Genomic DNA, 21492 nt, shown 5'->3' on the forward strand with positions numbered 1-21492 from the left:
TTTTTATGTCCTTGATTTAAGAATGTAAAATTGCTATGATAGGAACATGAGAATTTGCGGCCATTCTTTCACCTCCGTACCGGTATCGCCGGGACGGGTTTGAGTGGTTAAGAAAAATATTGTATTACATAGAAAGTAATTTGGTTTCTGGAGGAAAGCATAATGACAAACAGTGAGAAAGCGTTAAAGCTTCATGAGGAGTGGAACGGAAAGATTGACACCGTTTCCAAAGCACAGGTAAAATCCAGGGAAGATCTGGCTCTCGCCTATACGCCGGGCGTAGCCGAACCGTGCAAGGTAATTGCAGAGGATCCGGAGGCAGCCTACAAATACACTATCAAGGCCAATACCGTGGCCGTCGTATCAGACGGAAGCGCCGTCCTGGGCCTCGGCAATATCGGTCCGCTGGCCGCCATGCCGGTTATGGAGGGCAAGGCCGTCCTGTTCAAGGAATTCGGCGGCATCAATGCATTCCCAATCTGTCTAGACACCCAGGATACGGAAGAGATTATTGAGACCGTAGTCCGCATCGCTCCCGCTTTCGGCGGCATCAACCTGGAAGACATCTCCGCTCCCCGCTGTTTTGAGATCGAAGAGCGTTTAAAGAAGCTCCTTAATATCCCCGTATTCCATGATGACCAGCACGGTACCGCCATCGTCGTACTGGCCGGCATTATCAACGCCCTCAAGGTAACGGAAAAGAAGAAAGAGGACTGCCGCGTCGTAGTCAACGGTGCGGGAAGCGCAGGCATTGCCATCACAAAACTTCTCCTGACCTACGGATTCCGCCATGTCACCCTCTGTGACAGAGCGGGAATGCTTACAAAGGGAATGGAAGGCCTCAACTGGATGCAGGAAAAGATGATGGACGTCACCAATCTTGAACGAAAGACCGGTTCCCTCGCCGATGCGTTGAAAGGCGCCGATATCTTCGTCGGAGTCTCCGCTCCCGGCATTGTGACCGCCGAGATGGTTTCCGCCATGAACAGCGATGCCATCCTCTTTGCAATGGCAAATCCCGTTCCGGAGATTATGCCGGACATTGCAAAAGCAGCCGGCGCCAGGGTGGTCGGCACGGGACGTTCCGATTTCCCGAACCAGGTCAACAATGTCCTGATTTTCCCCGGCATCTTTAAGGGAGCCCTGGAAGGACGCGCCACCGCTATCACGGAAGAGATGAAGCTGGCAGCCGCCACCGCCATTGCCGGTCTTGTGGACGACAGCGAACTGAATGATGAAAATATACTGCCCGCCGCATTCGACCCGAGAGTGGCCAATGTGGTCAGCAAAGCCGTTAAACAACATATCTGAGAAGGTTACAGTTCAGCCTGCGGCCAAACTGCAGCAACATGATGCATCATCGCTGAACTGTTACCTGAGAAGGTACAAGTATGCTATCATAAAGGAGTCTTTCCATGCTGTCTGAACCGATGACCTTATACAAACTGATGAACCTGTATATGCTGAAACAGGTAAATTTCCCGCTGACGAACGCGCAGCTCTCCAACTTTTTCCTGGACCGTGAGTACACGACGTATTTCACGCTTCAGCAGGCCCTCAATGAACTTTTAGAGGCGGGGCTTATCAAGATGGAAACGCTGCACAACAGCACCAGATACGAGATCACCAGAGAAGGTGAGGAAACCCTGGAATTTTTCGGAAAAAAAATATCTCCCGCCATCGTGGAGGATATGGATGAATATTTAAAGGAGAACCGTTTCCGCATGCGCAACGAAGTGGGACTGGTTTCCGATTTTTATAAATCCACCAATCAGGATTATATCGTTCATTGTGAAGTCCGGGAGGGCAAGAATGTCCTGGTCAATATCGACGTCTCCGTTCCCGATAAGGAACAGGCCGAGATTATGTGCAGCCATTGGAAAGACAGAAGCCAGGAAATATATGCTTATATTATGAAATCCCTGATGAGTGACAAATCTTCGGGAAAAGGAAAATAACCGTAACACGAAATAACGGCTATGCATGAAACAGGGGGATGAAATTCCGGCTTCGTGCATAGCCGCCGGGCTTTTAAGGAACCCTGTTTTTATATGGAAGTTCCCGGATATATGGAAACTCTCAGATTACGGACTGATGCGGTTTTAATTCGGGTAAAATGCACGGAGAATGCTTTTTACCGTACAGAGGAGGGAATACGATGCGTTCGCAGAATTCTTCAATTGCGCCGGTACGCGCGGTGCAGAACTTTAAACAAAACATGGACCGGGATATCAGACAGATCCGGAGAAAGTACACGTTCCTCAAAATCAAGTGGACTCTTCTCTTTGTGCTGCCAATCCTTCTGATCGTCATCGCTTACCAGGTGGCAAAACAGTTTTTACGTATCAAAATCCGTGAGGTCGGCCGGAAAGCATCAAGCGCGCTTCCCCATAAAGAATGTTCCGGGGCCGCGGTCTCCGTGCCGGACGGCGGCGATAAAAAGATTGAGGCGGAAACCAAGCTATGAATTCATTCATCCATGACAGAACTTCCGGGCATATGACGGACACCGCGTCCGCAGCCCCAAAGGAGCGCGACTACCTGTTTGACAACTTGAAGGCATTTATGCTGTTTCTCGTGGTAATCGGCCATATCCTGGATCCCTATATCGAGCGCCAGGACAGCCTTTACCGATATCTGATGCAGTACATCTATCTTTTTCACATGCCGATGTTTGCCTTCATTACCGGATACTTTACAAAGAATGCCGACAAAGCCAGGAATACGGCGGTCAGGAATGTACTGATCCCCTATACCTTCTGGCAGCTCCTCTACATTGCGGTGGCGCTGCTTTTCATTCGGCTCGGGCTGGCCAGCTATAACACGGACGTATTTAAGCCGTCGCTCCTGCTTCCCAGCAGTCCTCTCTATTATCTTCTCTGCGTTTTCGTCTGGAAGGTGTTTGCAAAGGATCTGCTGAAGCTGCGCAGTCCCGTCCTCTTTGCGTTCGTATCGGGCCTGCTCGTAAGCATCGTCTTCGACGAAGCCTTTCACATCGGATGGGGCGCCTGTTTTTCCCTGCTGATATTCTTTGTGCTGGGCCTCAAGTGCACGGAAGAACACGTAAGGAAAATACGGAACCTTCCGCACCTGCCGGCACTGGCCATCCTGGCGGCTGCAGTCATTCCCTCCGTTGTGCTGCCCTACAGCTTCAGGAATGTGCGTTTCACCTATGAGTCGGTCGGTCTTACCCCCGTCCTCGGAATCGGTTACCGCGCCCTCTTCTATCTCATCGCCATCCTGATGATAGGAGCCCTGATCAATCTCTTCCCTGAGAGGAAAAACTGCTTTTCCCGCGTCGGCACCAATGCCATTCTAGTCTACGCAGGCTCCTCCTTCGCCGCTCCGGCCCTCTACCTGCTCATTGCACGGTTCATCCCGCTTGCCGGCAGCGTTTATGGGAACCTGGCCGGCATGATGGTATTTGCCGCCGCACTGGTGATGTTCTGCCAGATGGAGTGGATCAGGAACATTTATGATTGGGTTATAGAGGGGATCTGTAAAGTGATTTTTAAATAAGATGAGAATGCATCCTGTTTAATTTGAGTTAGTACAGTTGTACGTTCAGGCATTAAATTACGTGGCTGCAACAATACCTCCTCCGCACTTGACGAAAGAGACAATCAGCCCCTGAAGATGACGGACGGGGCAATACTCTTCGCTGAGTCTTCAGTCCCGTCGACAACCCGCCCAGGGGGAAGGAAGGAGAAAACTTTCCGAAGGGGACCTTGGAATCCGCCGGTGCTTAGACGGCGTTCTTTGACGTCTTAGCATCCGCTGCGCATTCCACCAGCGGGAGCGAGTCCCCGTAGGAATTTTTTCTCCTGGATTCCCCCTCACCACAACCAACCGCCGGAACTGAAGACTCATCCATCCAACCCACTCCCCCGTCCGCCATCTTACAGAGGCGTCCTCGCATCTCAACTTAATCATACAACTATCTTAATATACTTGACTTTTCCCTCCACAATAGGATCATATACCAGTTGACTAATCCAGGAAAGGAATTGGTGAGCCTATGAAACCAATTAAAAAAGAACTGATAAAACTCGCTATATTCTCTGTTGCAATATGTCTTTTCGCCGGTATTGTCCTGCGGTTTCCGATCGGTTTTGTATTTGAGTTATTTGCTTATTTTATGACCTTTCTTCTACTTCCTCCCTGCTTAAAAAGCCGCGAGGTTAGTCTTCCTTTTAAACTGTCATGTATTGCGGCTACGGCAGCGGCCGGGATCGGAATCATCTACCATTTCGACGGAATCGGCAGGCTGATGCATTCCTATCTGATTGTGTTATGCATCATTGTTGCAGGATCTTTTCTCTGTTTCTATTTCAGCGGCCGGTTTTTCCGGCAAAAATAAAGAAAACGAACTTTTTATAGATTACTATATAAAGAACAGCAAGGCTCCCTGAAACGCCCGGGAGCCTTGCTGTTTTTTAGTTCACCGCCTCTGCGGAAAAAAAGTTTGTCTTTGCATTGGCCAGCTCTCTGTGGAGAGAAACGGCCATGGCCACGGCTATTGCCGCAGAAATCACATCGGCGGCCGGCTGGGCATAAAGAATTCCGCCCAGCCCCCAGATATGGGGAAGGAGAAGGATAACCGGCACAAAGCAGAGCCCCTGCCTGCACGCTCCCAGTATAAAACCTTCCCTTGCCTTTCCCAGTGCAAGAAAGAGGGAGGAATAGACGGTGTAGAAGCCAAAGAGAATGAAGGAAAGACCGTTTGCCCTTAAGGCGCTTTGACCCACACGGATCATCTCGGCATCCCCCTTTGTAAACTGAGAAATAATCACGGTAGGGAATAAGGCCATCGCCAGTCCGAAGATTACGCAGAATATGGTAGACCATAGAATGGACGTTTTGATTGCCTCTTGAAGACGATCGTATTTCTTAGCTCCATAGCTGTATCCTGCAATCGGCTGAAATCCCTTGATAAACCCAAACACCATCAGGCTGCCCATGGAAACAATCCTTGTGACGGCTCCCATCCCTGCAATTACAGAATCGCCGTACTCTCCGGCCTGCATGTTAATCAGCGTGATGGACAGACTGGTCAGGAGCTGGAAAATCAGAGTGGGGATTCCTATTTTAAAAATTTCTGACATAATCCGCTGTGAAAAACTGCATTTTTTTATGCTGAAGCTGAAGACACTTTTCTTTCTGAATATATACCACAGATAAACCAGCGTGGAGAAAACCTGTGAAATCGCGGTTGCGGCCGCGGCTCCCGCCACTCCGTAACCAAGGGAATAAATAAAAATCGGGTCTAACACCATGTTCAACAGCGCGCCGGCCAGCAGGGCGCACATTGTTGTTTTGGCAGCTCCTTCGCTCGTTACAATATTGTTCATCGTCACGTTAAACACATTGAATATCGACGACATTACATAAATTCCCGCATAAGTAACCGCATAGGGCATGATGCTCTCCGTCGCCCCCAAAAGTCTCAGGATGGGATGCAGAAAAATAACGGCACAGAGTATTACAACAGCTCCAACGGAAATACTGCCGTACAGGGCGGTACTGGCAACCCGGTCCGCACTCTCCTTTTCTCCCCGTCCCAGAAGCCTGGAAATATAGGATGCAGCTCCGTTTCCAAACAGCAGCCCCAGACCAACAACCGCCTGGCCTAACGGAAATGTGACGGAGATCGCTCCCATCTGGCTGGTGCCCAGACCTCCGACAAAATAAGCGTCCACCAGATTGTACAGCGCATTAATCATCATGCCGATCATGGTCGGGATTCCCATAGCCAGCAGCGCTTTGGCTATGGGTGCACTCCCCAGCAGTTCCATCTTTCTGTTTCCTCCGTTCATGATTGTTCTCCTCTCTCTTAACAATATTTGTAAATTATATTACTATAAATTACAGTAGCAAAAGCAACAAGGTACATACTACTATACTTTATAGTAGTTGTCAAGAGAAATTGTATTTCACTGCTCTTCCTGCACATCATGGCCCTGGCTGAGAACCGGTCTTTTCAAGCCGCATTCCGTTTGCAGCCGGAGCAGCGGCCTCCTATAATACACGGTTAAACAGCGCTGAACGGATGAATCAGACGGCAAAGCGCCGCGTTCCCCTGTTTCTTTGAGGATACGCGGCGCTCTGCCGGAATTTATGCATTTTTAATATAGTTACAGGCATCCGAGTTCAGAAAAACGTTGAGGAATTCTTTTGTGCGCTTTGTGGCCCCGTACATCGGCAGTCCGGAGAACACTTGGGAACAGTCATCCGCTTGTTCCATCGCCTCGATATATTCATGCACATCCGCCCCGCCTTCGGGAAGGTCCAGATAGTCCAGTTTCTGCGGATTGACGCGGTGGGTTGCAATTGCATAATCGACTCTCCGCTTACAGGAGCACCGTCCGCCCGACAGGCCGCAGTATTCCTTCAGGAAATCTCCCACCTTTTTTCTGACTCTGGACAGTCTCTGCCGGTATGCCTCCGGCGTGATTCCGAGGATCTCACCCGCCACCCGGCTGTCCGCCTTAAACATGGTTCCCAGGATGTAAATACAGCGGCTTTCCCCGTCCAGGCATTGAAGCATCACATTGGTGCAGGACATCTTCAGTTCTTCCTCCAAAAGCCCTCTGTCCACCCCTCCCGTCCTGTCGGGAAGGTCCTCCGTCCTTCCGTTTACAATGTCCTCCCCATAGTATTCAAAGCTGAGCGGCGCATTGGCAAACATGTGCTTTCTGTAATTCAGCAGATGGTTCGTGGCAATGGAAAAGACCCATGTCGTAAATGCGCTCTCCCGCCTGAAATCGCCCAGGTGGGTCATCACCTTAATCAGAATCTCCTGTGATGCGTCTTCCGCATCCACTACCGTCCCAAGCATGCGCAGGGAAAGATTAAATACCATGTCCTGAATTCTCAAAAGAATCTCTTCCACCGCCTCTTTCTTTCCCTCCGCCGCCTGTGCCGCCAGGACTTCCAGTTCTGTTTTATTTCCGCTTTCTTCCGTCTGATTCATATTTATTCTCCTTTTCCGGTTGTTTTCTGTTATATATGATTAGACAGACCGGAACTCACTTTGTGACAGTAAAATACCAGCTTTTTATGTAAAATTATTAGTAACTGTTCAGAAGGTAGTATTCCGCGAGGCGTTTTCATGCGTTTTTGCATGAAAATCCCGAAATCAGCCCGCGCGAAACAGCGTTTCCTGCTGTTTCTGTGCATCGTGAAACGGCAATTATGAAGGTACTGAATAGTTACAATTATTATATCATTCCGGAAAGCGGTTTACAAACTCCGGACATCAAAAGACAGGCAGAAGATACGCCCGCAACGTGCGGATCATCACCTGCCTGCCTTGTAACAGTAACCGGAACACGGCCGCACAAGCGGGAATTCCGTTTTACTTACTCTTCGGCCAGTTTCTCTATATAATCCCAGATTTCTTCCCTGCCCTGCTTTGTCTCCGCTGAGAAAGGAATCATCAGCACATCGGTTCCGACATCAAGGCCGACCCTCAGAACTTTCATCTGTTTCTGCAGCTGGCTCCTCTTAATTTTATCGGCCTTTGTCGCAATAATGACCGGCTGGTATCCCTGAGAGACAATCCAGTCGTACATCAGCTTATCGTTGGATGACGGCTCATGGCGGATGTCAATCAGAAGGAAAACGCATTTGAGCATCTTGGAGCGGTGGAGATAATCCTCAATCATCTTTCCCCACTTCGCCTTTACCTCCACATTGGCTTTTGCATAGCCGTAGCCCGGGAGATCCACATAATAGAGCGTATCATTGATGTGGTAAAAGTTGATGGTCTGCGTCTTGCCGGGCTGTGCCGAGATACGGGCATAGGATTTGCGGTTCATCAGCGCATTGATCAGCGAGGATTTTCCCACGTTCGACTTGCCTGCAAAGGCAAACTCCGGCTGTGTATTCTCCGGCAGCTTGCTGGTAATGCCGCATACGGTTTCCAGGTTTACATCTTTTATAATCATGGTTTTCCCTTTCTTTCTGGCTTTACGGCCATGGTAGCTGCCGCCTCGGCCAATGCGGCGGAGGATGCGTCACTCTCCCGGTCTGCCGCCTCATCCTCTGCGCATCCCGTTACAAACGCCTCCCGGATCACATCTTCCATCTCCTTGACATAGATAATATCCATGCCTTTTGTGATCTCTTTCGACAGTTCTTCCACGTCGGGACGGTTCTTGTCCGGCACGAGTACTTTCTCAATGTGGGCCATCTTTGCCGCCAGCAGTTTCTCTTTCAGCCCTCCAATCATGAGGACATGGCCTCTCAGGGTAATCTCACCCGTCATCGCGGTTTTTGCCGATACAAGACGTTCCGTCACGGCCGACAGCATCGCGGCAGCCATCGTGATTCCTGCCGACGGGCCGTCCTTTGGAACCGCTCCCTCCGGAATGTGGATATGGATATCATGTGTCTCAAAATAGTCTTCCGGAACCCGGTATTTCACCGAGGCCACCGAACGGACCCAGGTGAGGGCCGTCTGTGCCGACTCTTTCATCACGTCGCCGAGCTGGCCCGTCATCTGCAGATTGCCTTTGCCCGGCATCACATTCACTTCAATCTGAAGCGTATCTCCCCCGACGCTGGTCCAGGCAAGGCCTCTGACGATTCCCACCTGATCCTCGTCATTCGCGTCCTCATACAGCACCTTTTCTCGGCCAAGGTATTTCTCTAGGTTTTTATCCGTAATTCGGATTGATTTCCTGTCCTGCTCCAGAAGCTCCCTTGCCGCCTTGCGGCAGATATCGCCGATCCTTCTCTCCAGATTTCTCACACCGGCTTCCCTGGTATAATTATGGATGATTTTCTCCAGGGCAGGATTGGTGATGGTAAGCTGTGCCCTTGTCAGTCCATTCTTCTCCATCTGTTTGCGTATCAGATAATTCTTTCCAATATGGAATTTTTCGTTCTCCGTATAGCTGTTGACCTCAATCAGTTCCATTCGGTCCAGAAGCGGCCCTGGGATTGTCTGGGTCGTGTTTGCCGTCGCGATAAAGAGCACTTCCGACAGGTTGATCGGCAGCTCAATATAATGGTCACGGAAATGGATGTTCTGTTCGCTGTCCAGCACCTCTAAAAGCGCCGAGGAGGTATCTCCCTTATAGTCGCTGCTCACCTTGTCGATCTCATCGAGCAGCATCAGCGGGTTGCTTACGCCCGCAAGCTTGATTCCCTCCACGATACGGCCCGGCATTGCGCCGACATATGTCTTTCTGTGGCCCCTGATCTCGGCCTCATCATGCACGCCGCCCAGGCTGATGCGGACATATTTCTTGCCCAGCGCCCTGGCTACGGAACGGGCAATCGACGTTTTTCCGGTTCCCGGAGGGCCCACCAGACAAATAATCGGGCTGGTGCCCTTCTTCGTCAGAATTCTCACTGCGAGATATTCAAGCACCCTCTCCTTGACCTGCGTAAGGCCGTAATGGTCTTCCTCCAGCACGCGCTCCGCAAACTTGAGATCCGCATTGTCCTTTGTCACCTTATTCCACGGCAGTTCCAGAACGGTTTCCAGGTAGGTCCTCAGCACGTTGGCATCCTGGCTGCCGGAGGGCATTCCCTTAAACCGGTTGATTTCCTTTAAGATGCGGTCCTTGATTTCCTTGTCCGCCTTAATACTCTTCAGCTGTTTTTTCAGCTCATCCGCATCGGATACGGGGTTGTCCTCCCCCAGTTCCTCACGGATCACCCTCATCTGCTCGCGCAGGATATAGTCCTTCTGATTCTTGTCGATTGCCGCCTTTACCTTGGTCTGGAATTCTTTCTTGACGCGGTAAACCTCGGTCTCCGTCAGCAGCAGTTGAAGCACGGTCTCATACATGGAGCTTAAATATGTACACTCCAAAATTCTCTGTCTTGCCTCGTAATCCCATGGGAACTGCACGGCAAGCTGATGAAGAAGCTCTTCCAGCCCGGATGCGGAGGTCAGGGACAGGAGAAAATCTTTACCGGCAGTCTGGTTGAGTTTGCCGTATTCCTCCAGTTTCTCCTTCACAATCCGGAGCATCGCTTCTTTCTCTATCACGTTTAAGTCGTCCTCTATGTCGCCGAGGAGCTCCGCGGTGGCCGTCAGGGTGGAACCGCTGTTGTCCAGTTCTAAAAGCTCCGCTTTCTCCAGTCCTTCCACGGTAACGCGGACCATGCCGCCCGGCATCTTCACCAGTTGTTTTACAAAGCCGACGGTTCCGATATGGAACAAGTCCTCCATGTCGGGATTCATCTCCTCCGGCTTCACCTGTGTAATCAGAAGGACCTTCTGATCGCCCACCATGGCTTTCTCAACGGCTGCAATGGACTTTCCCCTGATTATATCAAAATTTATCGTCATCTGCGGCAGCACGGTGAGTCCGCGCAGTGCAATCGCAGGAAGTCTCATCTTTTTATCTTCCATTTCAAATCTCCTGTTCTGTATGTCACAGTTTCGCGGGACTGCATCGCCCGCCTGATTGGATATACATCATAACTGCTCCGCCGCTTTATGTGGAACCATAAAGACAGGGCCAGTTACCTTTCGTGTAACAATAAAGGGATCTGTAAAATGAGAAACACTTCATCTTACAAACCCCTTTCGTTTAGGCGCTAAAAGTGCGCGGGAAGCGTACCTTTCATCGCTGATGACAGGCCTTAATCAGGCGATTTCGCCTGTCTTATCCTTTTTTGAACGCCCTGTAAATGATTTACGGGGTACTGTGTTCTCCCGGTACACCAGTTCCGGTTCACTGTTTCCTTCCACCACGTCCTTGGTTATCGTGCAGATTCCAATGCTGGAGTCTGAAGGGATCTCATACATAATGTTCATCATGATGGATTCCATAATCGAGCGCAGGCCTCTGGCTCCCGTCTTTCTCTCTACGGCCAGATGGGCAATCGCACCGAGTGCATCGTCCGTAAATTCCAGCTTCACGCCGTCCAGATCAAAGAGTGCCTGATATTGCTTGATAATGGCATTCTTCGGCTTTGAAAGAATCTTCACCAGAGCGTCTTCCGAAAGGGAACTTAAGGAAACCGTAACCGGCACACGGCCGATAAACTCCGGAATCAGGCCAAACTTGGATAAGTCCTGAGGCATAACCTGCTTTAAAAGTTCGTCGATATCCTGGTTCTGTCTATCCACGATTTCCGCATTAAAGCCGATGGAACCGGCACCCAGACGGTTTTCGATAATCTTCTCAAGACCGTCGAACGCTCCGCCGCAGATAAAGAGAATGTTCGTTGTGTCGATCTGTAACAGCTCCTGCTGAGGATGCTTTCTCCCGCCCTGAGGCGGAACACTTGCGACCGTACCTTCCAGGATTTTCAGAAGCGCCTGCTGCACTCCTTCACCCGAAACGTCTCTAGTAATCGAAACATTTTCAGATTTTTTCGTTATTTTATCAATCTCGTCTATATAGACAATACCGTATTCGGCTTTGCTGATATCAAAATCGGCTGACTGAATAATCTTTAAAAGAATATTCTCCACATCCTCGCCGACGTAACCGGCTTCCGTCAATGTCGTGGCATCTGCAATGGCAAAAGGGACATTCAGGATCTTGGCAAGCGTCTGTGCCAGATATGTCTTGCCGGAACCGGTTGGTCCAAGCATCAGGATATTGCTCTTCTGAAGCTCCACTTCCTGGCTTCCCTTGGATGTGATTCTTTTGTAATGATTGTAGACTGCTACGGAGAGAACTTTCTTGGCTTCCTCCTGGCCTACGACATACTCATCAAGAAATTCCTTGATCTCCTTCGGCTTTAACAGGTTAATCCCGCTGAAGTCCGGACCCTTGTCATTCTGATCAGCAAATTCTTCTTCCAGAATTTCTGCACAAAGTTCGATGCAGTCGTCACATATATAAACATCATTAGAACCTGCAATCAGTTTTCTGACCTGGTCCTGCGTTTTGCCGCAAAAAGAGCAGCGAATCTTGTCGTCAGATCTGCCTGGCATATGCCCACCTCAATTCCTTCTATAAAATAATGGCTATGAATGTAATTAGTGGCTTGAAATGACACTGTCAATCAGTCCGTACTCCATTGCCTGCTGTGCTGTCATATAATTATCTCTGTCGGTATCTCTCTCGATGACTTCATATGGCTGGCCGGTGTTCGCTGCCAGGATTTCGTTCAGTTTTTTCTTTGTCTGTAAAATCTTCTCTGCCACGATCTGAATTTCCGTAGCCTGACCCTGTGCTCCGCCGGACGGCTGGTGGATCATAACCTCGGCATTTGGAAGGGCAAAACGTTTTCCCTTTGCACCGCCTGCCAGGAGGAACGCTCCCATGCTGGCCGCCATGCCGAAACAGATAGTAGAAACATCACACTTGATGTAATTCATCGTGTCATAAATTGCCAGTCCTGCCGATACGGAACCGCCCGGGCTGTTGATGTAGAGATGAATATCCTTGTTCGGATCTTCAGACTCCAGAAACAGAAGCTGTGACACGATAAGTCCTGCCGACGCATCGGTAACTTCTTCTCCGAGGAAAATAATCCTCTCTTTTAACAGCCTGGAAAAAATGTCATAGGAACGTTCTCCCCGGCTGGTGGATTCAATGACATAGGGTACTAAACTCATAGAATGCCTCCTGTTCTGCAAAAATGGAAACGATGAAAAGCCCGCAAAGCGCACTTTTCACCGACACCAAACGGTGAAAGGCGCGCAGTGCGGGCCTCCCACCAATTTGCACTTCTTATTCATTATACGGCAATTAAACTAATTTTGCTTCTGAAACCAGTAAATCTACTGCTTCCTGAACCTTTAAGTCTTCTTTTAACTGCTCTTTTTCCTTCTCGCCCATCAGCTCGTTCAGCTTCTCGGCTTCCATCTGATAGCTTGTTGCCATCTTTCCAATCTGCTGGTAAACAGCGTCGTCGGAAACTTCGATGTTCTCAAGTTCTACGATCTTTTCAAGAACAAGTCTTGTCTTGATTCTCTTAAGAGCCTGAGGAGTCATCTGGTCGATCAGCTTGTCTGCCGTCATACCTGTATATTTCATGTAATCATTGATATTCAGGCCCTGGCTCTGCAGTCTGCGCGCATAGTCTTCCACCATACCGCGTGCCTGTGTGTTGATCATTGCCTCCGGGATATCCATCTGGGCATTCTCAACTACCTTATCAATAACACGGTTCTCGTTCTCAGTAGCTGCTTCTCTGTTCTTCTTATCCTGAAGTTTTGCCCTGATATCGTCTTTGTATTCAGCAAGAGTCTCAAAATCTGAAACTTCGCTTGCAAACTCGTCGTTCAGCTCAGGAAGTTCGGTCATCTTGATCTCTTTAATGGTCACTTCAAACTTAGCCGGCTTGCCTGCTAATTCAGGAGCATGGTACTCTTCCGGGAAAGTAACTTCGATCTCGCACTTCTCGCCGAGGTTCTTACCGATTAACTGCTCCTCAAATGTATCAATAAAGGAATGGGAACCAATTGTCAGAGGATAATCTGTACCTTCTCCTCCTTCAAATGCAACACCATCGATGAAGCCCTTGAAGTCTACAACTGTGTTGTCGCCGTCGGCAACCGGTCTGTCTTCTACTGAGATAAGACGTCCGTTCTTATGGCGGGCTGCTTCCAGCTCTTCCTCAACATCGCTGTCCGTTACTTCTGCAACGACCTTCTCTACCTCTACTCCTTTATACTCGCCTAATGTAACTTCCGGTTTTAAAGCTACGGTTGCTGTATAAATAAAATCTTTTCCTTTTTCGATCTGTGTTACATTGATCTCCGGGGAGGATACGATCTCTTCCTCGCACTCCTCTGCTGCCTTTGGATAAGATGCATCGATTACTTCGTTAGCAGCCTCTTCGTAAAAAATGCCTGCTCCGTACATCTTCTCGATCATGGCCTGCGGTGCTTTACCTTTTCTAAAACCAGGAATATTGAATTTTCCTTTATTGCGATTGTAAGCAGTTTTGATAGCAGCCTCGAATTCCTCAGCCGGAACTTCGATCGTAAGCTTAGCCATGTTGTTTTCTAATTTTTCTACCTGTAAACTCATTATAAGGGGTCCTCCTTGCTTCTATATGTGAACAGCCATACCCGTTAGGCGTTACACTTCAAGATAGCATTATATCATATCCCTTCTGTAAATACCAGTCCAAATTGTCAAAAAACCAAAGAAAAAACGGGAAAACACAAGGGTTTTTCTACTTTTTTCCCCAGTTTTCCCGTCCGTTATTCGGTATTGTTTTTCCGGTTCCGGTTCGCACCGGATGGATTCTGCGATTTCAGACCTGATCGTATTGTATCGCTGTTTTGATATGGGAAGCCGTTTTTTCGTCAATCAAAAGGCCTGCCAGTTCCAGCCCCAGATCCAGAGCATACCCAAGGCCTCTTGCCGTCGTCACATTGCCGTCGGTCACAACTCCGTCGCCCGTAATCTCGGCTCCGGCCAGCGCACCCTCAAATCCGGGATAGCAGGTGGCCTTCTTCCCTCTCAGGATTCCAAGTCCCCCCAGGACGCTCGGCCCCGCGCAGATGGCCGCCAGACGGCGTCCCTCCTCATTGGCCGTCACCAGAGCGTCACAGAGCGCCCGGCACTCCGAAAGATGTCTTGTTCCCGGCATTCCGCCCGGCAGAAACAGCACATCCGCCCTTTTAAAATCAATCTCCCCGATTGTGGCATCCGCCATAACCGTAAAACCGTGGGAGCCCGTCACTTCTTTCTTATCACTGATGGATACCAGGGTCACCTTCACCCCGGCGCGAATGAGGACGTCCGCCGTTGCCAGGCATTCAACCTCTTCCAGTCCATCCGCCAAAAACGCATATACTTCCGCCATATCAGCCACCTCTTTCAAATCATTCTCTAATATTGGTTGTCGTAATAGTTTCCGTTATCCTGGTTCTGATTGTCCTGATAATTTCCATTCCCGTAATTCTGGCCTCCCTGGTTCTGGTTATCATAATAATTGTCCCCGCCGCCCTGGTTGTCATAGAACACTTCCGGTTCCGGCACTCCATAGCCGTTAAACGGGAAACCATTAATATAACCTCTCAGATGATGATAAAGCTCGGCAATGGCCGCCTCCTGGTAAGGCACCACCAGCACTCCGCCGACACAGCAGAGGAGCGCTCCCAGCAGATACCAGCCGATAAACGACAGTTCCAGTAAAAACATCTGGAAACGGTTTCCGTTCATCATATCCTTGGTCACGGCAAAGACGTCCCTGCTGTCCGCCTCCGGATTCTCCGACAGGATATACGGAATCATTGCATACTCATAACCCTTGTAAATTCCCGGAATTATAAAAAGAAGAGACCAGAGACCCGTAAAAAGATCCCTCAGGAACATGATCTTCACCACGTTCATATAATGGCCGCATCCAAACACCCAGAACACCTTGCCGATCCCGGCCGACTTAAGGGTCAGACGGCTCTCCATGAAGAACCGGTTCTTTCCTACCGTAACAGGGTTGCCGATAAACACCTTGAACAGCAGCGCCGCAATTCCCACAATCGCGAAAATCCCTAGCAGCGTAAAAATTATCATGTGCAGCGTCGCAGGATTAATCCCCTGAAAACTGTGGTGAATATCCTCCCTATACTCCCTATAAGTATTAACACTGCCTCCGCGGCTTGCACCGCCTCCTAAAAGCGACCAGATTATCGTTACTGCGAATGCCGACCAATAATAGAGTTTTACTTTAGCCCATCCATTACGTTTCATATCTCCTATTGACCACATAATATTTCCTCCTTAACTATTCCCGTAAAAAAACTTTAACGCAAATTTAGTATAGCATATTTTTTCAGAAAGCTATAGGAAAATTTTCAAAATGTGGGAGGTTAGCATCCGCTGCGCATTCCACAAGCGAAAGCGAGTCCCCGAAGGAATTTTTTCAGCCCGGATTCCCCCGCGACAGCCTCCCTCGGGACTGAAGCCCTATCCAGTCACCCTCACCGCCCCGCCCGCCATCCTGCCGTCGGCGTCCTCATTTTTCACTCTCCCTCATTTGACTTCCCGTCCCCATACCATTAGAATGAAATAAATGGTTTTATCTCATACTGATTTTATGAAAGGAAGTCACACATGGAAATTGAAAGAAAGTATTTCATAGAAACGCTCCCCTTTGACCCGGAACAGTACCCGTTTCACCAGATTGAACAGGCCTATCTTTGTACGGATCCCGTGGTGCGCGTGCGCCGCGAGGACGACACGTTTTATTTGACCTACAAGTCCAGGGGACGGATGGTTCGGGAGGAATATAATCTTCCCCTGACGGAACAGGCCTATCTCCATCTGCTTGAGAAAGCCGACGGCCGCGTCCTGACAAAACGGCGCTATTTGATCCCCATCGAGGGGACAAAGCTCACCATTGAACTCGATATCTTCAGCGGCGCCTACGAAGGGCTTGTGCTGGCCGAGGTGGAGTTCACGACGGAGGAGGAAGCCAATGCATTTACACCCCCTGCGTGGTTCACAAGGGATGTCACTTTTACGGGGGAATATCAGAACAGCAGACTTTCGGCGCTGTAAACAGCAGGCAGTTGCGGGAACGCAGTTCTAAATTGGATATCACAGGGGCGCTTTCCTGCGATTTAAAAACAGAAGTCCCGCTCTTTGCATATAAAATCTGTGCAAAGAGCGGGACTTCTGCCGTCTCTTCCTATTTCATGAGCAGATTCGGCAGGAACATCAGAATCTGCGGGAATATGGCTATAACGAAAACCACAACGATCAGGGAAAGGATAAAGGGCGCCGCCCCCGAGACCACCTTCCTGAACGACAGGCCGGTCGTCGACGCCACGGTGAACAGGTTCACTCCAAACGGCGGCGTCACTACCCCGATGATCAGGCTGAGGCAGAAGACCATCCCGACTATCAGGGGATCGATGCCCAGTTCGATTCCAATCGGCGCCAGAATTGGGGCCAGAATTACGATGCTCGTCAGCGTTTCCATGAGCGCTCCCACTATCAGCATCAGCAGACAGAGGACTATCAGATAAATAAATTTCGTCCTCACGATCGGGATAACGAGAGCCGCCAGGGTCTGGGGAATCTTGGCGTAGGCCAGAATCCAGCCAAAGAGATTGGATACACCCAGAATCAGCGTGATCATTGCAGATGTCTCAATCGTGGAAACCATGGTTTTTCTGAGCTTTTTGAGTGATAATTCCTTCAGGCAGAAGCCCACCAGCATACCGTAGACAACCGAGACGACGGCCGCCTCCGTTGGAGTAAAGATTCCGCCATAGATGCCGCCCAGAATGATGAGCGGAAGCAGCAGGGCCGGAAGGGCTCTCCACGTCCTTACAAGTTTCTCCTTCGCCGTGAATTTCTTATCGCTCGGAGGAATATCCTGTTTCTTCACAATGAGCATGTTTACAAAAATCAGACCGAACACCATCATGAGGCCCGGAATAATCGCGGACATGAACATTTTCGGAATGCTCAGGTTCATGGTGGAACCGTAGACAATCATGCCGACACTGGGAGGGATGATCGGGCCCAGCGCTCCGCCTGCCGCAACAAGGCCTGCGGAGGTTTCCTCCCGGTAGCCGCTCTGTCTCAGAGCCGGAATCATCAGCGCGCCTATGGCGGCGATTGTCGCCGGTCCCGAGCCGACCAGGGCGGCAAATATGGCGCAGGATACAATCGTCACAACGCCGACACTGCCCCGGATCCGTCCAAAAATACATTCCACCCAGTCAATCAGCCGTTTTGACAGTCCGCACTGATCCATCAGGAAACCGGTCATGACAAAGAGCGGAACCGCAAGGAGGACGAAGGAGTCCATTCCCAGGAAAAAACGCTGGGCGAGCAGCAGCAGGGATCCGGAACCGGTGAAGATGAGGAAACCGGCGGTCGCAAGGGCAATGCTGAACGCGATGGGAATTCCTGCCAGCATCAGTACAAACATAAGTCCGAACAAAAGTAACGCCATCAGCCGCCCACCTCCTTTTCCCCTTCCGTCCCGGCAGCCTTAAGCTCCGCAAGATTAGCCAGGCATTGAATGACAATTCCAACACAGCCGATTGGGATTGCGCAATAGACATATCCCATCGGAATTCCCAGAGCCGCGCTCGAACGCACCATCATCACCTTAACCATATTGACTCCATAGACGCCGATGAGCACGGAGGCCGTTATCATGGCAAGCTGTACAGCCGCCGCATGGTACCGTCCGGCTTTCCCGTGAATAAAATCACCGATGACGTCGATTGTCGCATGGCTCGCATGACGGGTTGCCAGCGAGGCCCCCATCATGCTCATCCAGATAAATGCATACCTGGCCCCCTCTTCCGTCCAGGGCAGGGAAGCTTTCATAAAATATCTCGTAGCCACCTGGAGAAACGTCGTTATTATTACAAGGGCAAGAAACAAAGTTCCGGCGGCCGAGTACAGCCAAAGGAATTGATCCGCCACCCGCTTGAAACCATTTTTCATAAATATCTCCCCTATTCATCGATTCCCAGCAAGTTTACAGCCTCCTCATAGATTTCGGCGCTGATATTGTTTTTATAATTTTCATAGATTGGCTTTACAAGTGTCCGGAACTCCTCGATATCCTCGATGTTATTGACCTGGATTCCGGCTTCCTTCATTGCCTCCAGCTGTTTTCCCTCATTCTCGGCCACGGCCAGACGCTGATCCTGTCCCGCTTTTACCGCCGCATCCCTTAAAACCTGCTGAAGTTCGGGCGTCATTTTATCGTAGAGGTTCCGGCTGATGCTGATTGAAAGCGCGTTGTAGAAATGTCTTGTCATGGACAGATACTTGCACACCTCGTAAAATCCGACCGTATATCCGTTGCCTACCGGGACTTCAATTCCGTCAATCGTCTTCTGCTGGATTCCCGTATAAGTCTCCGAATAGGTCATCGGGGTCACATTTGCTCCCAGTGCAGAGAACGTGTCCACGAAAATGGTCGTTTCCGGAACTCTCAGCTTGACTCCGCTCAAATCAGCCGGTGTATTGATTGGCCGGATATTGTTGAAAATGTTCCTGAAGCCGCCCGAACCCCAGCCCAGATGAACGGCTCCCGTCGTCTGGGACAGTTCCTCAAGAAGGCCTGCGACCATTTTGCTGTCCAGAAGTTTCTCCGCTGCCGCCTCGTCCTCCAGGAAAAACGGCATGTCCATGATTGTCGTCTTATTATTGTACAGGCCGAAAATATTGCCCGTGGCAATGCACATGTCAACCGTTCCCATGCCCAGCCCCTCGTAGCTGTCCATTTCCCCTCCAAGCTGTCCGCTCGGGAAAATTTCAATTGTCACTTTTCCTCCCGTCGCCTCTTCCACGTTCTTCTTGAAGTTTGCCGCCAGGATATGGTAGGGATCATCATCGGCGGGAGCGGAACCGTGGCCCAGCTTAATCGTCATTTCCGGAAAATCCGCAGCGCCTGCGTCCGCTTGATTTTCCTCCGCAGACGACAGGGCCTCCTTTGTCTCCGGGGCGCTCTTTGTTCCACCCGGCGAGCTGCATCCCGCCATTGTAACCGCACCCAGAATTGCCGCCATTGTAAGAGCCGTTGTTTTTACCCATAATCTTTTTTTCATAACCGCATCTCCTTCTCTCTGTATGTTCTTTCAATCTCAACCTCCTCACCGTCACAGGGACAGCAGGAAATTATAGTTCTCATTCATCATCTGATGAAGCTGCTCTTCCTTCGCTCCCGCATAGCCCAGAAGCTGGGCAAATATCCTGAGTTCCTCCGCAGGCCACCCCTTCCTGTTATGCCCTGCATCCGAGGCCAGAATAAAATGATCCACGCCGTATTTCTCAAAACATGCCGTATAATCGTAAAGGTTGGCGCTCCGGGGAATCGGACAGAGTTCATTGGCACAGAACTCCATGTAAGCGCCCAGACGGACCAGTTCTCCCACCGTGGCAATATCCAGATCCGGCACCTTGAAAAACGGATGGTCTACCACCAGTTTCCGGAACCCGCTCTCCTTCGCCGCCCTGGCCAGCTTCAACGTTTCCGAGGCATGGATATGGCCGGTCGCCAGGATAATGCCGGCGTCTTTGCACATTTCCATAATCTCCATGACCGAAGCTTTTATATTTCCCTCTTCGTCCAGTATCGTGATTGGTTCCAGCGTGCGGCTGCGGCTGTTTTCCTTCGTGTAGCCGAAGCTTCCCAGAGCGCCGAAGGCAATCTCGTGCCCCAGCGCATGGTAGGTCGGCAGCCAGACAACCTTCGCTCCCATCTCGATGGCCGGACTCACGGCCATGGGATTCAGCCCTCCCATGTGATAATCGAGCACCACGCCGCCAAAAACCCGGATTCCCTCCACCTGCTGCATCACATGCCAGGCCCTCGATACGGTAGGCTCCAGAACCGATTTCAAAACAATGGCCCTCATGCCCGCCTCCCTGGCGCGAAGTGCAATCTCTATGTCATTTCCTATCCGGTCAACGATATCCGGCGCCGAATGGATATGCAGATCGCAGGCTCCCTCTAACGATATTGTTCTCATCTCATGCCCTTCTTTCCTTCTCCCGATGCACCGTATGTTCGGTAAAATTTGTAAGTATCTCATTAAAATGTCCGCATTCCGTCCAGAACATGGCATGTCCTCCCGTCTCAAATTCGTAAAGCTCGCTACAGCCCCGTATCTGCCCTTTGTAATGTCTTCCCATTGAAACTTCTTCCCCTGAAATGAGAAGCACAGGAACCGTAAGTTCTTTTAAAAACTGCTCCGTATCCGTATGGCACCAGTCCGTATGGATGGCAAATCCAATCCAGGGAGGCGTTTTTTTAATTTCCCTTCCGAGTTCTTCCCTGTCCTCAGAAGTCATTCCCCGGTCGATGCGGCGGATAAAATTGTTATAATACAGTTCCGCATCCGTAATCCAAACGCCGTATTTACCGCACCACTCATCCATATTGTAGTCCCTGGCCCTGTAGGTATTCCAGGCCGCCCCCGAAAACGGAAAAAGTGCGGCATCAATCAGTCCCAGCGCGCCCAGATGGTTTTCATGGTATTTGTGCGCATACATCATGACAAAACTCCCGCCGAGCGACCATCCGAGAAGCACCACGCGCTCCAGCCCCAGAAACTCAATCAATTCCTTAATATCGTCACAGTTCCGCTCCACATCATTCCCATGGAGTACCTTCGACGAATTCCCAAACCCCCGCGGATCCATAGTCACAACACGGTAAGACTGCGACAGCGCCTCGGCGTTCTTTTTAAAAAAACGGGAAGTGCACATATGGCCGGGAATAAATACGAGAGGAATCCCCTCCCCCCTGTCCTCATAATAAATGCGGGCTTTATCAGTTGTTGTCAGATAACCCTTCTTCAAGCAAAACCTCCCCTTCTTCATTCAATGGCGCCATAATTTATACCATTATGATACACCGAGGAACTATAGCTGTAAATCCAGAATTACCGCATAGAAAGTATAGCTTAAAACTATACTTTTTGTGTGAAAGTTGGTATACTAGTTGAGATGCGAGGACGCCTCTGTAAGACGGCGGACGGGGTAGTGGGAGGTTGTATATGAGTCTTCAGTCCCGGTGGATGGTTGTCGTGAGGGGGAATCCGGAGAAAAAAATTCCTGCGGGGACGCGCTCCCG

At 50.1% G+C, this 21492-nt stretch carries 21 protein-coding genes; 6 read left to right on the forward strand and 15 right to left on the reverse strand.

The window, feature by feature from the left end; translation table 11 throughout:
• The first annotated feature begins 162 nt into the window (after positions 1 to 162).
• The 4 genes from QZT18_RS13775 to QZT18_RS13790 all read left to right on the forward strand — a co-directional run bounded on the left by QZT18_RS13775 (position 163) and on the right by QZT18_RS13790 (position 3519).
• Complete coding sequence (locus QZT18_RS13775; RefSeq protein WP_294148572.1) at positions 163 to 1311, forward strand: NADP-dependent malic enzyme; 1149 nt, start codon at positions 163 to 165, stop codon at positions 1309 to 1311.
• 104 nt (positions 1312 to 1415) lie between these two features.
• Positions 1416 to 1958, forward strand: coding sequence for a DUF4364 family protein (locus tag QZT18_RS13780; RefSeq protein ID WP_125140791.1), 543 nt, complete (start codon positions 1416 to 1418; stop codon positions 1956 to 1958).
• A 200-nt stretch (positions 1959 to 2158) separates the two neighbouring features.
• The gene (locus QZT18_RS13785) at positions 2159 to 2467 is read left to right on the forward strand and encodes a hypothetical protein (RefSeq protein ID WP_294148573.1); all 309 of its coding nucleotides are present in this window, start codon (positions 2159 to 2161) and stop codon (positions 2465 to 2467) included.
• The gene (locus QZT18_RS13790; protein ID WP_294148574.1) at positions 2464 to 3519 is read left to right on the forward strand and encodes an acyltransferase family protein; all 1056 of its coding nucleotides are present in this window, start codon (positions 2464 to 2466) and stop codon (positions 3517 to 3519) included. Before QZT18_RS13785 ends, QZT18_RS13790 begins: the two co-directional genes overlap by 4 nt.
• Positions 3520 to 3745: 226 nt before the next feature.
• On the opposite strand, the gene QZT18_RS13795 is transcribed toward QZT18_RS13790, so the two are convergent.
• Positions 3746 to 3874: a hypothetical protein gene (locus QZT18_RS13795; protein WP_294148575.1), complete on the reverse strand. Its 129-nt coding sequence runs from the start codon at positions 3872 to 3874 to the stop codon at positions 3746 to 3748.
• Between the two features lie 144 nt (positions 3875 to 4018).
• Between QZT18_RS13795 and QZT18_RS13800 the strand changes: the two genes are divergently transcribed.
• On the forward strand, positions 4019 to 4360 hold the full coding sequence (locus QZT18_RS13800; protein WP_294148576.1) for a hypothetical protein: 342 nt from the start codon (positions 4019 to 4021) through the stop codon (positions 4358 to 4360).
• A 76-nt stretch (positions 4361 to 4436) separates the two neighbouring features.
• Here the strand turns inward: QZT18_RS13800 and QZT18_RS13805 are convergent, their stop codons facing one another.
• The 9 genes from QZT18_RS13805 to QZT18_RS13845 all read right to left on the reverse strand — a co-directional run bounded on the left by QZT18_RS13805 (position 4437) and on the right by QZT18_RS13845 (position 15647).
• The gene (locus tag QZT18_RS13805; protein WP_294148577.1) at positions 4437 to 5816 is read right to left on the reverse strand and encodes an MATE family efflux transporter; all 1380 of its coding nucleotides are present in this window, start codon (positions 5814 to 5816) and stop codon (positions 4437 to 4439) included.
• A 299-nt stretch (positions 5817 to 6115) separates the two neighbouring features.
• Positions 6116 to 6973, reverse strand: a complete 858-nt coding sequence (locus QZT18_RS13810) for an RNA polymerase sigma factor (RefSeq protein WP_294148578.1) — start codon at positions 6971 to 6973, stop codon at positions 6116 to 6118.
• 388 nt (positions 6974 to 7361) lie between these two features.
• On the reverse strand, positions 7362 to 7949 hold the full coding sequence (yihA, locus tag QZT18_RS13815; protein ID WP_294148579.1) for a ribosome biogenesis GTP-binding protein YihA/YsxC: 588 nt from the start codon (positions 7947 to 7949) through the stop codon (positions 7362 to 7364).
• A complete protein-coding gene (lon, locus tag QZT18_RS13820; RefSeq protein WP_294148580.1) occupies positions 7946 to 10372 on the reverse strand; it encodes an endopeptidase La in 2427 nt (808 codons plus the stop codon). The genes yihA and lon overlap by 4 nt, the downstream gene beginning before the upstream one ends.
• 237 nt (positions 10373 to 10609) lie before the next feature.
• On the reverse strand, positions 10610 to 11911 hold the full coding sequence (clpX, locus tag QZT18_RS13825; protein ID WP_125140799.1) for an ATP-dependent Clp protease ATP-binding subunit ClpX: 1302 nt from the start codon (positions 11909 to 11911) through the stop codon (positions 10610 to 10612).
• Between the two features lie 45 nt (positions 11912 to 11956).
• Positions 11957 to 12538, reverse strand: coding sequence for an ATP-dependent Clp endopeptidase proteolytic subunit ClpP (gene clpP / locus QZT18_RS13830; protein WP_125140800.1), 582 nt, complete (start codon positions 12536 to 12538; stop codon positions 11957 to 11959).
• Positions 12539 to 12671: 133 nt separating this feature from the next.
• Positions 12672 to 13958, reverse strand: coding sequence for a trigger factor (gene tig, locus QZT18_RS13835; RefSeq protein WP_294148581.1), 1287 nt, complete (start codon positions 13956 to 13958; stop codon positions 12672 to 12674).
• A 229-nt stretch (positions 13959 to 14187) separates the two neighbouring features.
• Positions 14188 to 14742 carry a DJ-1 family glyoxalase III gene (locus tag QZT18_RS13840; RefSeq protein ID WP_294148582.1) on the reverse strand — a complete coding sequence of 185 codons (555 nt, stop codon included), beginning with the start codon at positions 14740 to 14742 and terminating at the stop codon, positions 14188 to 14190.
• A gap of 26 nt (positions 14743 to 14768) precedes the next feature.
• Complete coding sequence (locus QZT18_RS13845; RefSeq protein WP_294148583.1) at positions 14769 to 15647, reverse strand: DUF975 family protein; 879 nt, start codon at positions 15645 to 15647, stop codon at positions 14769 to 14771.
• Between the two features lie 345 nt (positions 15648 to 15992).
• Between QZT18_RS13845 and QZT18_RS13850 the strand changes: the two genes are divergently transcribed.
• Positions 15993 to 16439 (forward strand): CYTH domain-containing protein, encoded by a 447-nt coding sequence (locus QZT18_RS13850; RefSeq protein WP_294148585.1) that lies wholly within the window; start codon positions 15993 to 15995, stop codon positions 16437 to 16439.
• A gap of 130 nt (positions 16440 to 16569) precedes the next feature.
• Here QZT18_RS13850 and QZT18_RS13855 read toward each other — a convergent pair whose 3' ends face one another.
• The 5 genes from QZT18_RS13855 to QZT18_RS13875 are packed head-to-tail and all read right to left on the reverse strand — an operon-like array spanning position 16570 to position 21218.
• On the reverse strand, positions 16570 to 17847 hold the full coding sequence (locus tag QZT18_RS13855; protein ID WP_294148586.1) for a TRAP transporter large permease: 1278 nt from the start codon (positions 17845 to 17847) through the stop codon (positions 16570 to 16572).
• Complete coding sequence (locus QZT18_RS13860) at positions 17847 to 18350, reverse strand: TRAP transporter small permease (RefSeq protein WP_294148587.1); 504 nt, start codon at positions 18348 to 18350, stop codon at positions 17847 to 17849. The genes QZT18_RS13855 and QZT18_RS13860 overlap by 1 nt, the downstream gene beginning before the upstream one ends.
• An 11-nt stretch (positions 18351 to 18361) precedes the next feature.
• Positions 18362 to 19462, reverse strand: a complete 1101-nt coding sequence (locus QZT18_RS13865) for a TRAP transporter substrate-binding protein (protein WP_294148588.1) — start codon at positions 19460 to 19462, stop codon at positions 18362 to 18364.
• A gap of 51 nt (positions 19463 to 19513) precedes the next feature.
• The gene (locus QZT18_RS13870) at positions 19514 to 20386 is read right to left on the reverse strand and encodes a DUF6282 family protein (RefSeq protein WP_294148589.1); all 873 of its coding nucleotides are present in this window, start codon (positions 20384 to 20386) and stop codon (positions 19514 to 19516) included.
• Between the two features lies 1 nt (position 20387).
• Positions 20388 to 21218 (reverse strand): alpha/beta fold hydrolase, encoded by an 831-nt coding sequence (locus QZT18_RS13875; RefSeq protein WP_294148590.1) that lies wholly within the window; start codon positions 21216 to 21218, stop codon positions 20388 to 20390.
• Between the last annotated feature and the right edge of the window lie 274 nt (positions 21219 to 21492).

Source organism: uncultured Clostridium sp. (assembly GCF_900547735.1).
Lineage (GTDB): Bacteria > Bacillota > Clostridia > Lachnospirales > Lachnospiraceae > Otoolea.

What these genes read in the sequence shown, in the direction of transcription:
- QZT18_RS13775 (WP_294148572.1), top strand. Translation starts at nt 163, where the DNA reads ATGACAAACAGTGAGAAAGCGTTAAAGCTTCATGAGGAGTGGAACGGA.
- QZT18_RS13780 (WP_125140791.1), top strand. Translation starts at nt 1,416, where the DNA reads ATGCTGTCTGAACCGATGACCTTATACAAACTGATGAACCTGTATATG.
- QZT18_RS13785 (WP_294148573.1), top strand. Translation starts at nt 2,159, where the DNA reads ATGCGTTCGCAGAATTCTTCAATTGCGCCGGTACGCGCGGTGCAGAAC.
- QZT18_RS13790 (WP_294148574.1), top strand. Translation starts at nt 2,464, where the DNA reads ATGAATTCATTCATCCATGACAGAACTTCCGGGCATATGACGGACACC.
- QZT18_RS13795 (WP_294148575.1), bottom strand. Translation starts at nt 3,874, where the DNA reads ATGGATGAGTCTTCAGTTCCGGCGGTTGGTTGTGGTGAGGGGGAATCC.
- QZT18_RS13800 (WP_294148576.1), top strand. Translation starts at nt 4,019, where the DNA reads ATGAAACCAATTAAAAAAGAACTGATAAAACTCGCTATATTCTCTGTT.
- QZT18_RS13805 (WP_294148577.1), bottom strand. Translation starts at nt 5,816, where the DNA reads ATGAACGGAGGAAACAGAAAGATGGAACTGCTGGGGAGTGCACCCATA.
- QZT18_RS13810 (WP_294148578.1), bottom strand. Translation starts at nt 6,973, where the DNA reads ATGAATCAGACGGAAGAAAGCGGAAATAAAACAGAACTGGAAGTCCTG.
- yihA (WP_294148579.1), bottom strand. Translation starts at nt 7,949, where the DNA reads ATGATTATAAAAGATGTAAACCTGGAAACCGTATGCGGCATTACCAGC.
- lon (WP_294148580.1), bottom strand. Translation starts at nt 10,372, where the DNA reads ATGGAAGATAAAAAGATGAGACTTCCTGCGATTGCACTGCGCGGACTC.
- clpX (WP_125140799.1), bottom strand. Translation starts at nt 11,911, where the DNA reads ATGCCAGGCAGATCTGACGACAAGATTCGCTGCTCTTTTTGCGGCAAA.
- clpP (WP_125140800.1), bottom strand. Translation starts at nt 12,538, where the DNA reads ATGAGTTTAGTACCCTATGTCATTGAATCCACCAGCCGGGGAGAACGT.
- tig (WP_294148581.1), bottom strand. Translation starts at nt 13,958, where the DNA reads ATGAGTTTACAGGTAGAAAAATTAGAAAACAACATGGCTAAGCTTACG.
- QZT18_RS13840 (WP_294148582.1), bottom strand. Translation starts at nt 14,742, where the DNA reads ATGGCGGAAGTATATGCGTTTTTGGCGGATGGACTGGAAGAGGTTGAA.
- QZT18_RS13845 (WP_294148583.1), bottom strand. Translation starts at nt 15,647, where the DNA reads ATGTGGTCAATAGGAGATATGAAACGTAATGGATGGGCTAAAGTAAAA.
- QZT18_RS13850 (WP_294148585.1), top strand. Translation starts at nt 15,993, where the DNA reads ATGGAAATTGAAAGAAAGTATTTCATAGAAACGCTCCCCTTTGACCCG.
- QZT18_RS13855 (WP_294148586.1), bottom strand. Translation starts at nt 17,847, where the DNA reads ATGGCGTTACTTTTGTTCGGACTTATGTTTGTACTGATGCTGGCAGGA.
- QZT18_RS13860 (WP_294148587.1), bottom strand. Translation starts at nt 18,350, where the DNA reads ATGAAAAATGGTTTCAAGCGGGTGGCGGATCAATTCCTTTGGCTGTAC.
- QZT18_RS13865 (WP_294148588.1), bottom strand. Translation starts at nt 19,462, where the DNA reads ATGAAAAAAAGATTATGGGTAAAAACAACGGCTCTTACAATGGCGGCA.
- QZT18_RS13870 (WP_294148589.1), bottom strand. Translation starts at nt 20,386, where the DNA reads ATGAGAACAATATCGTTAGAGGGAGCCTGCGATCTGCATATCCATTCG.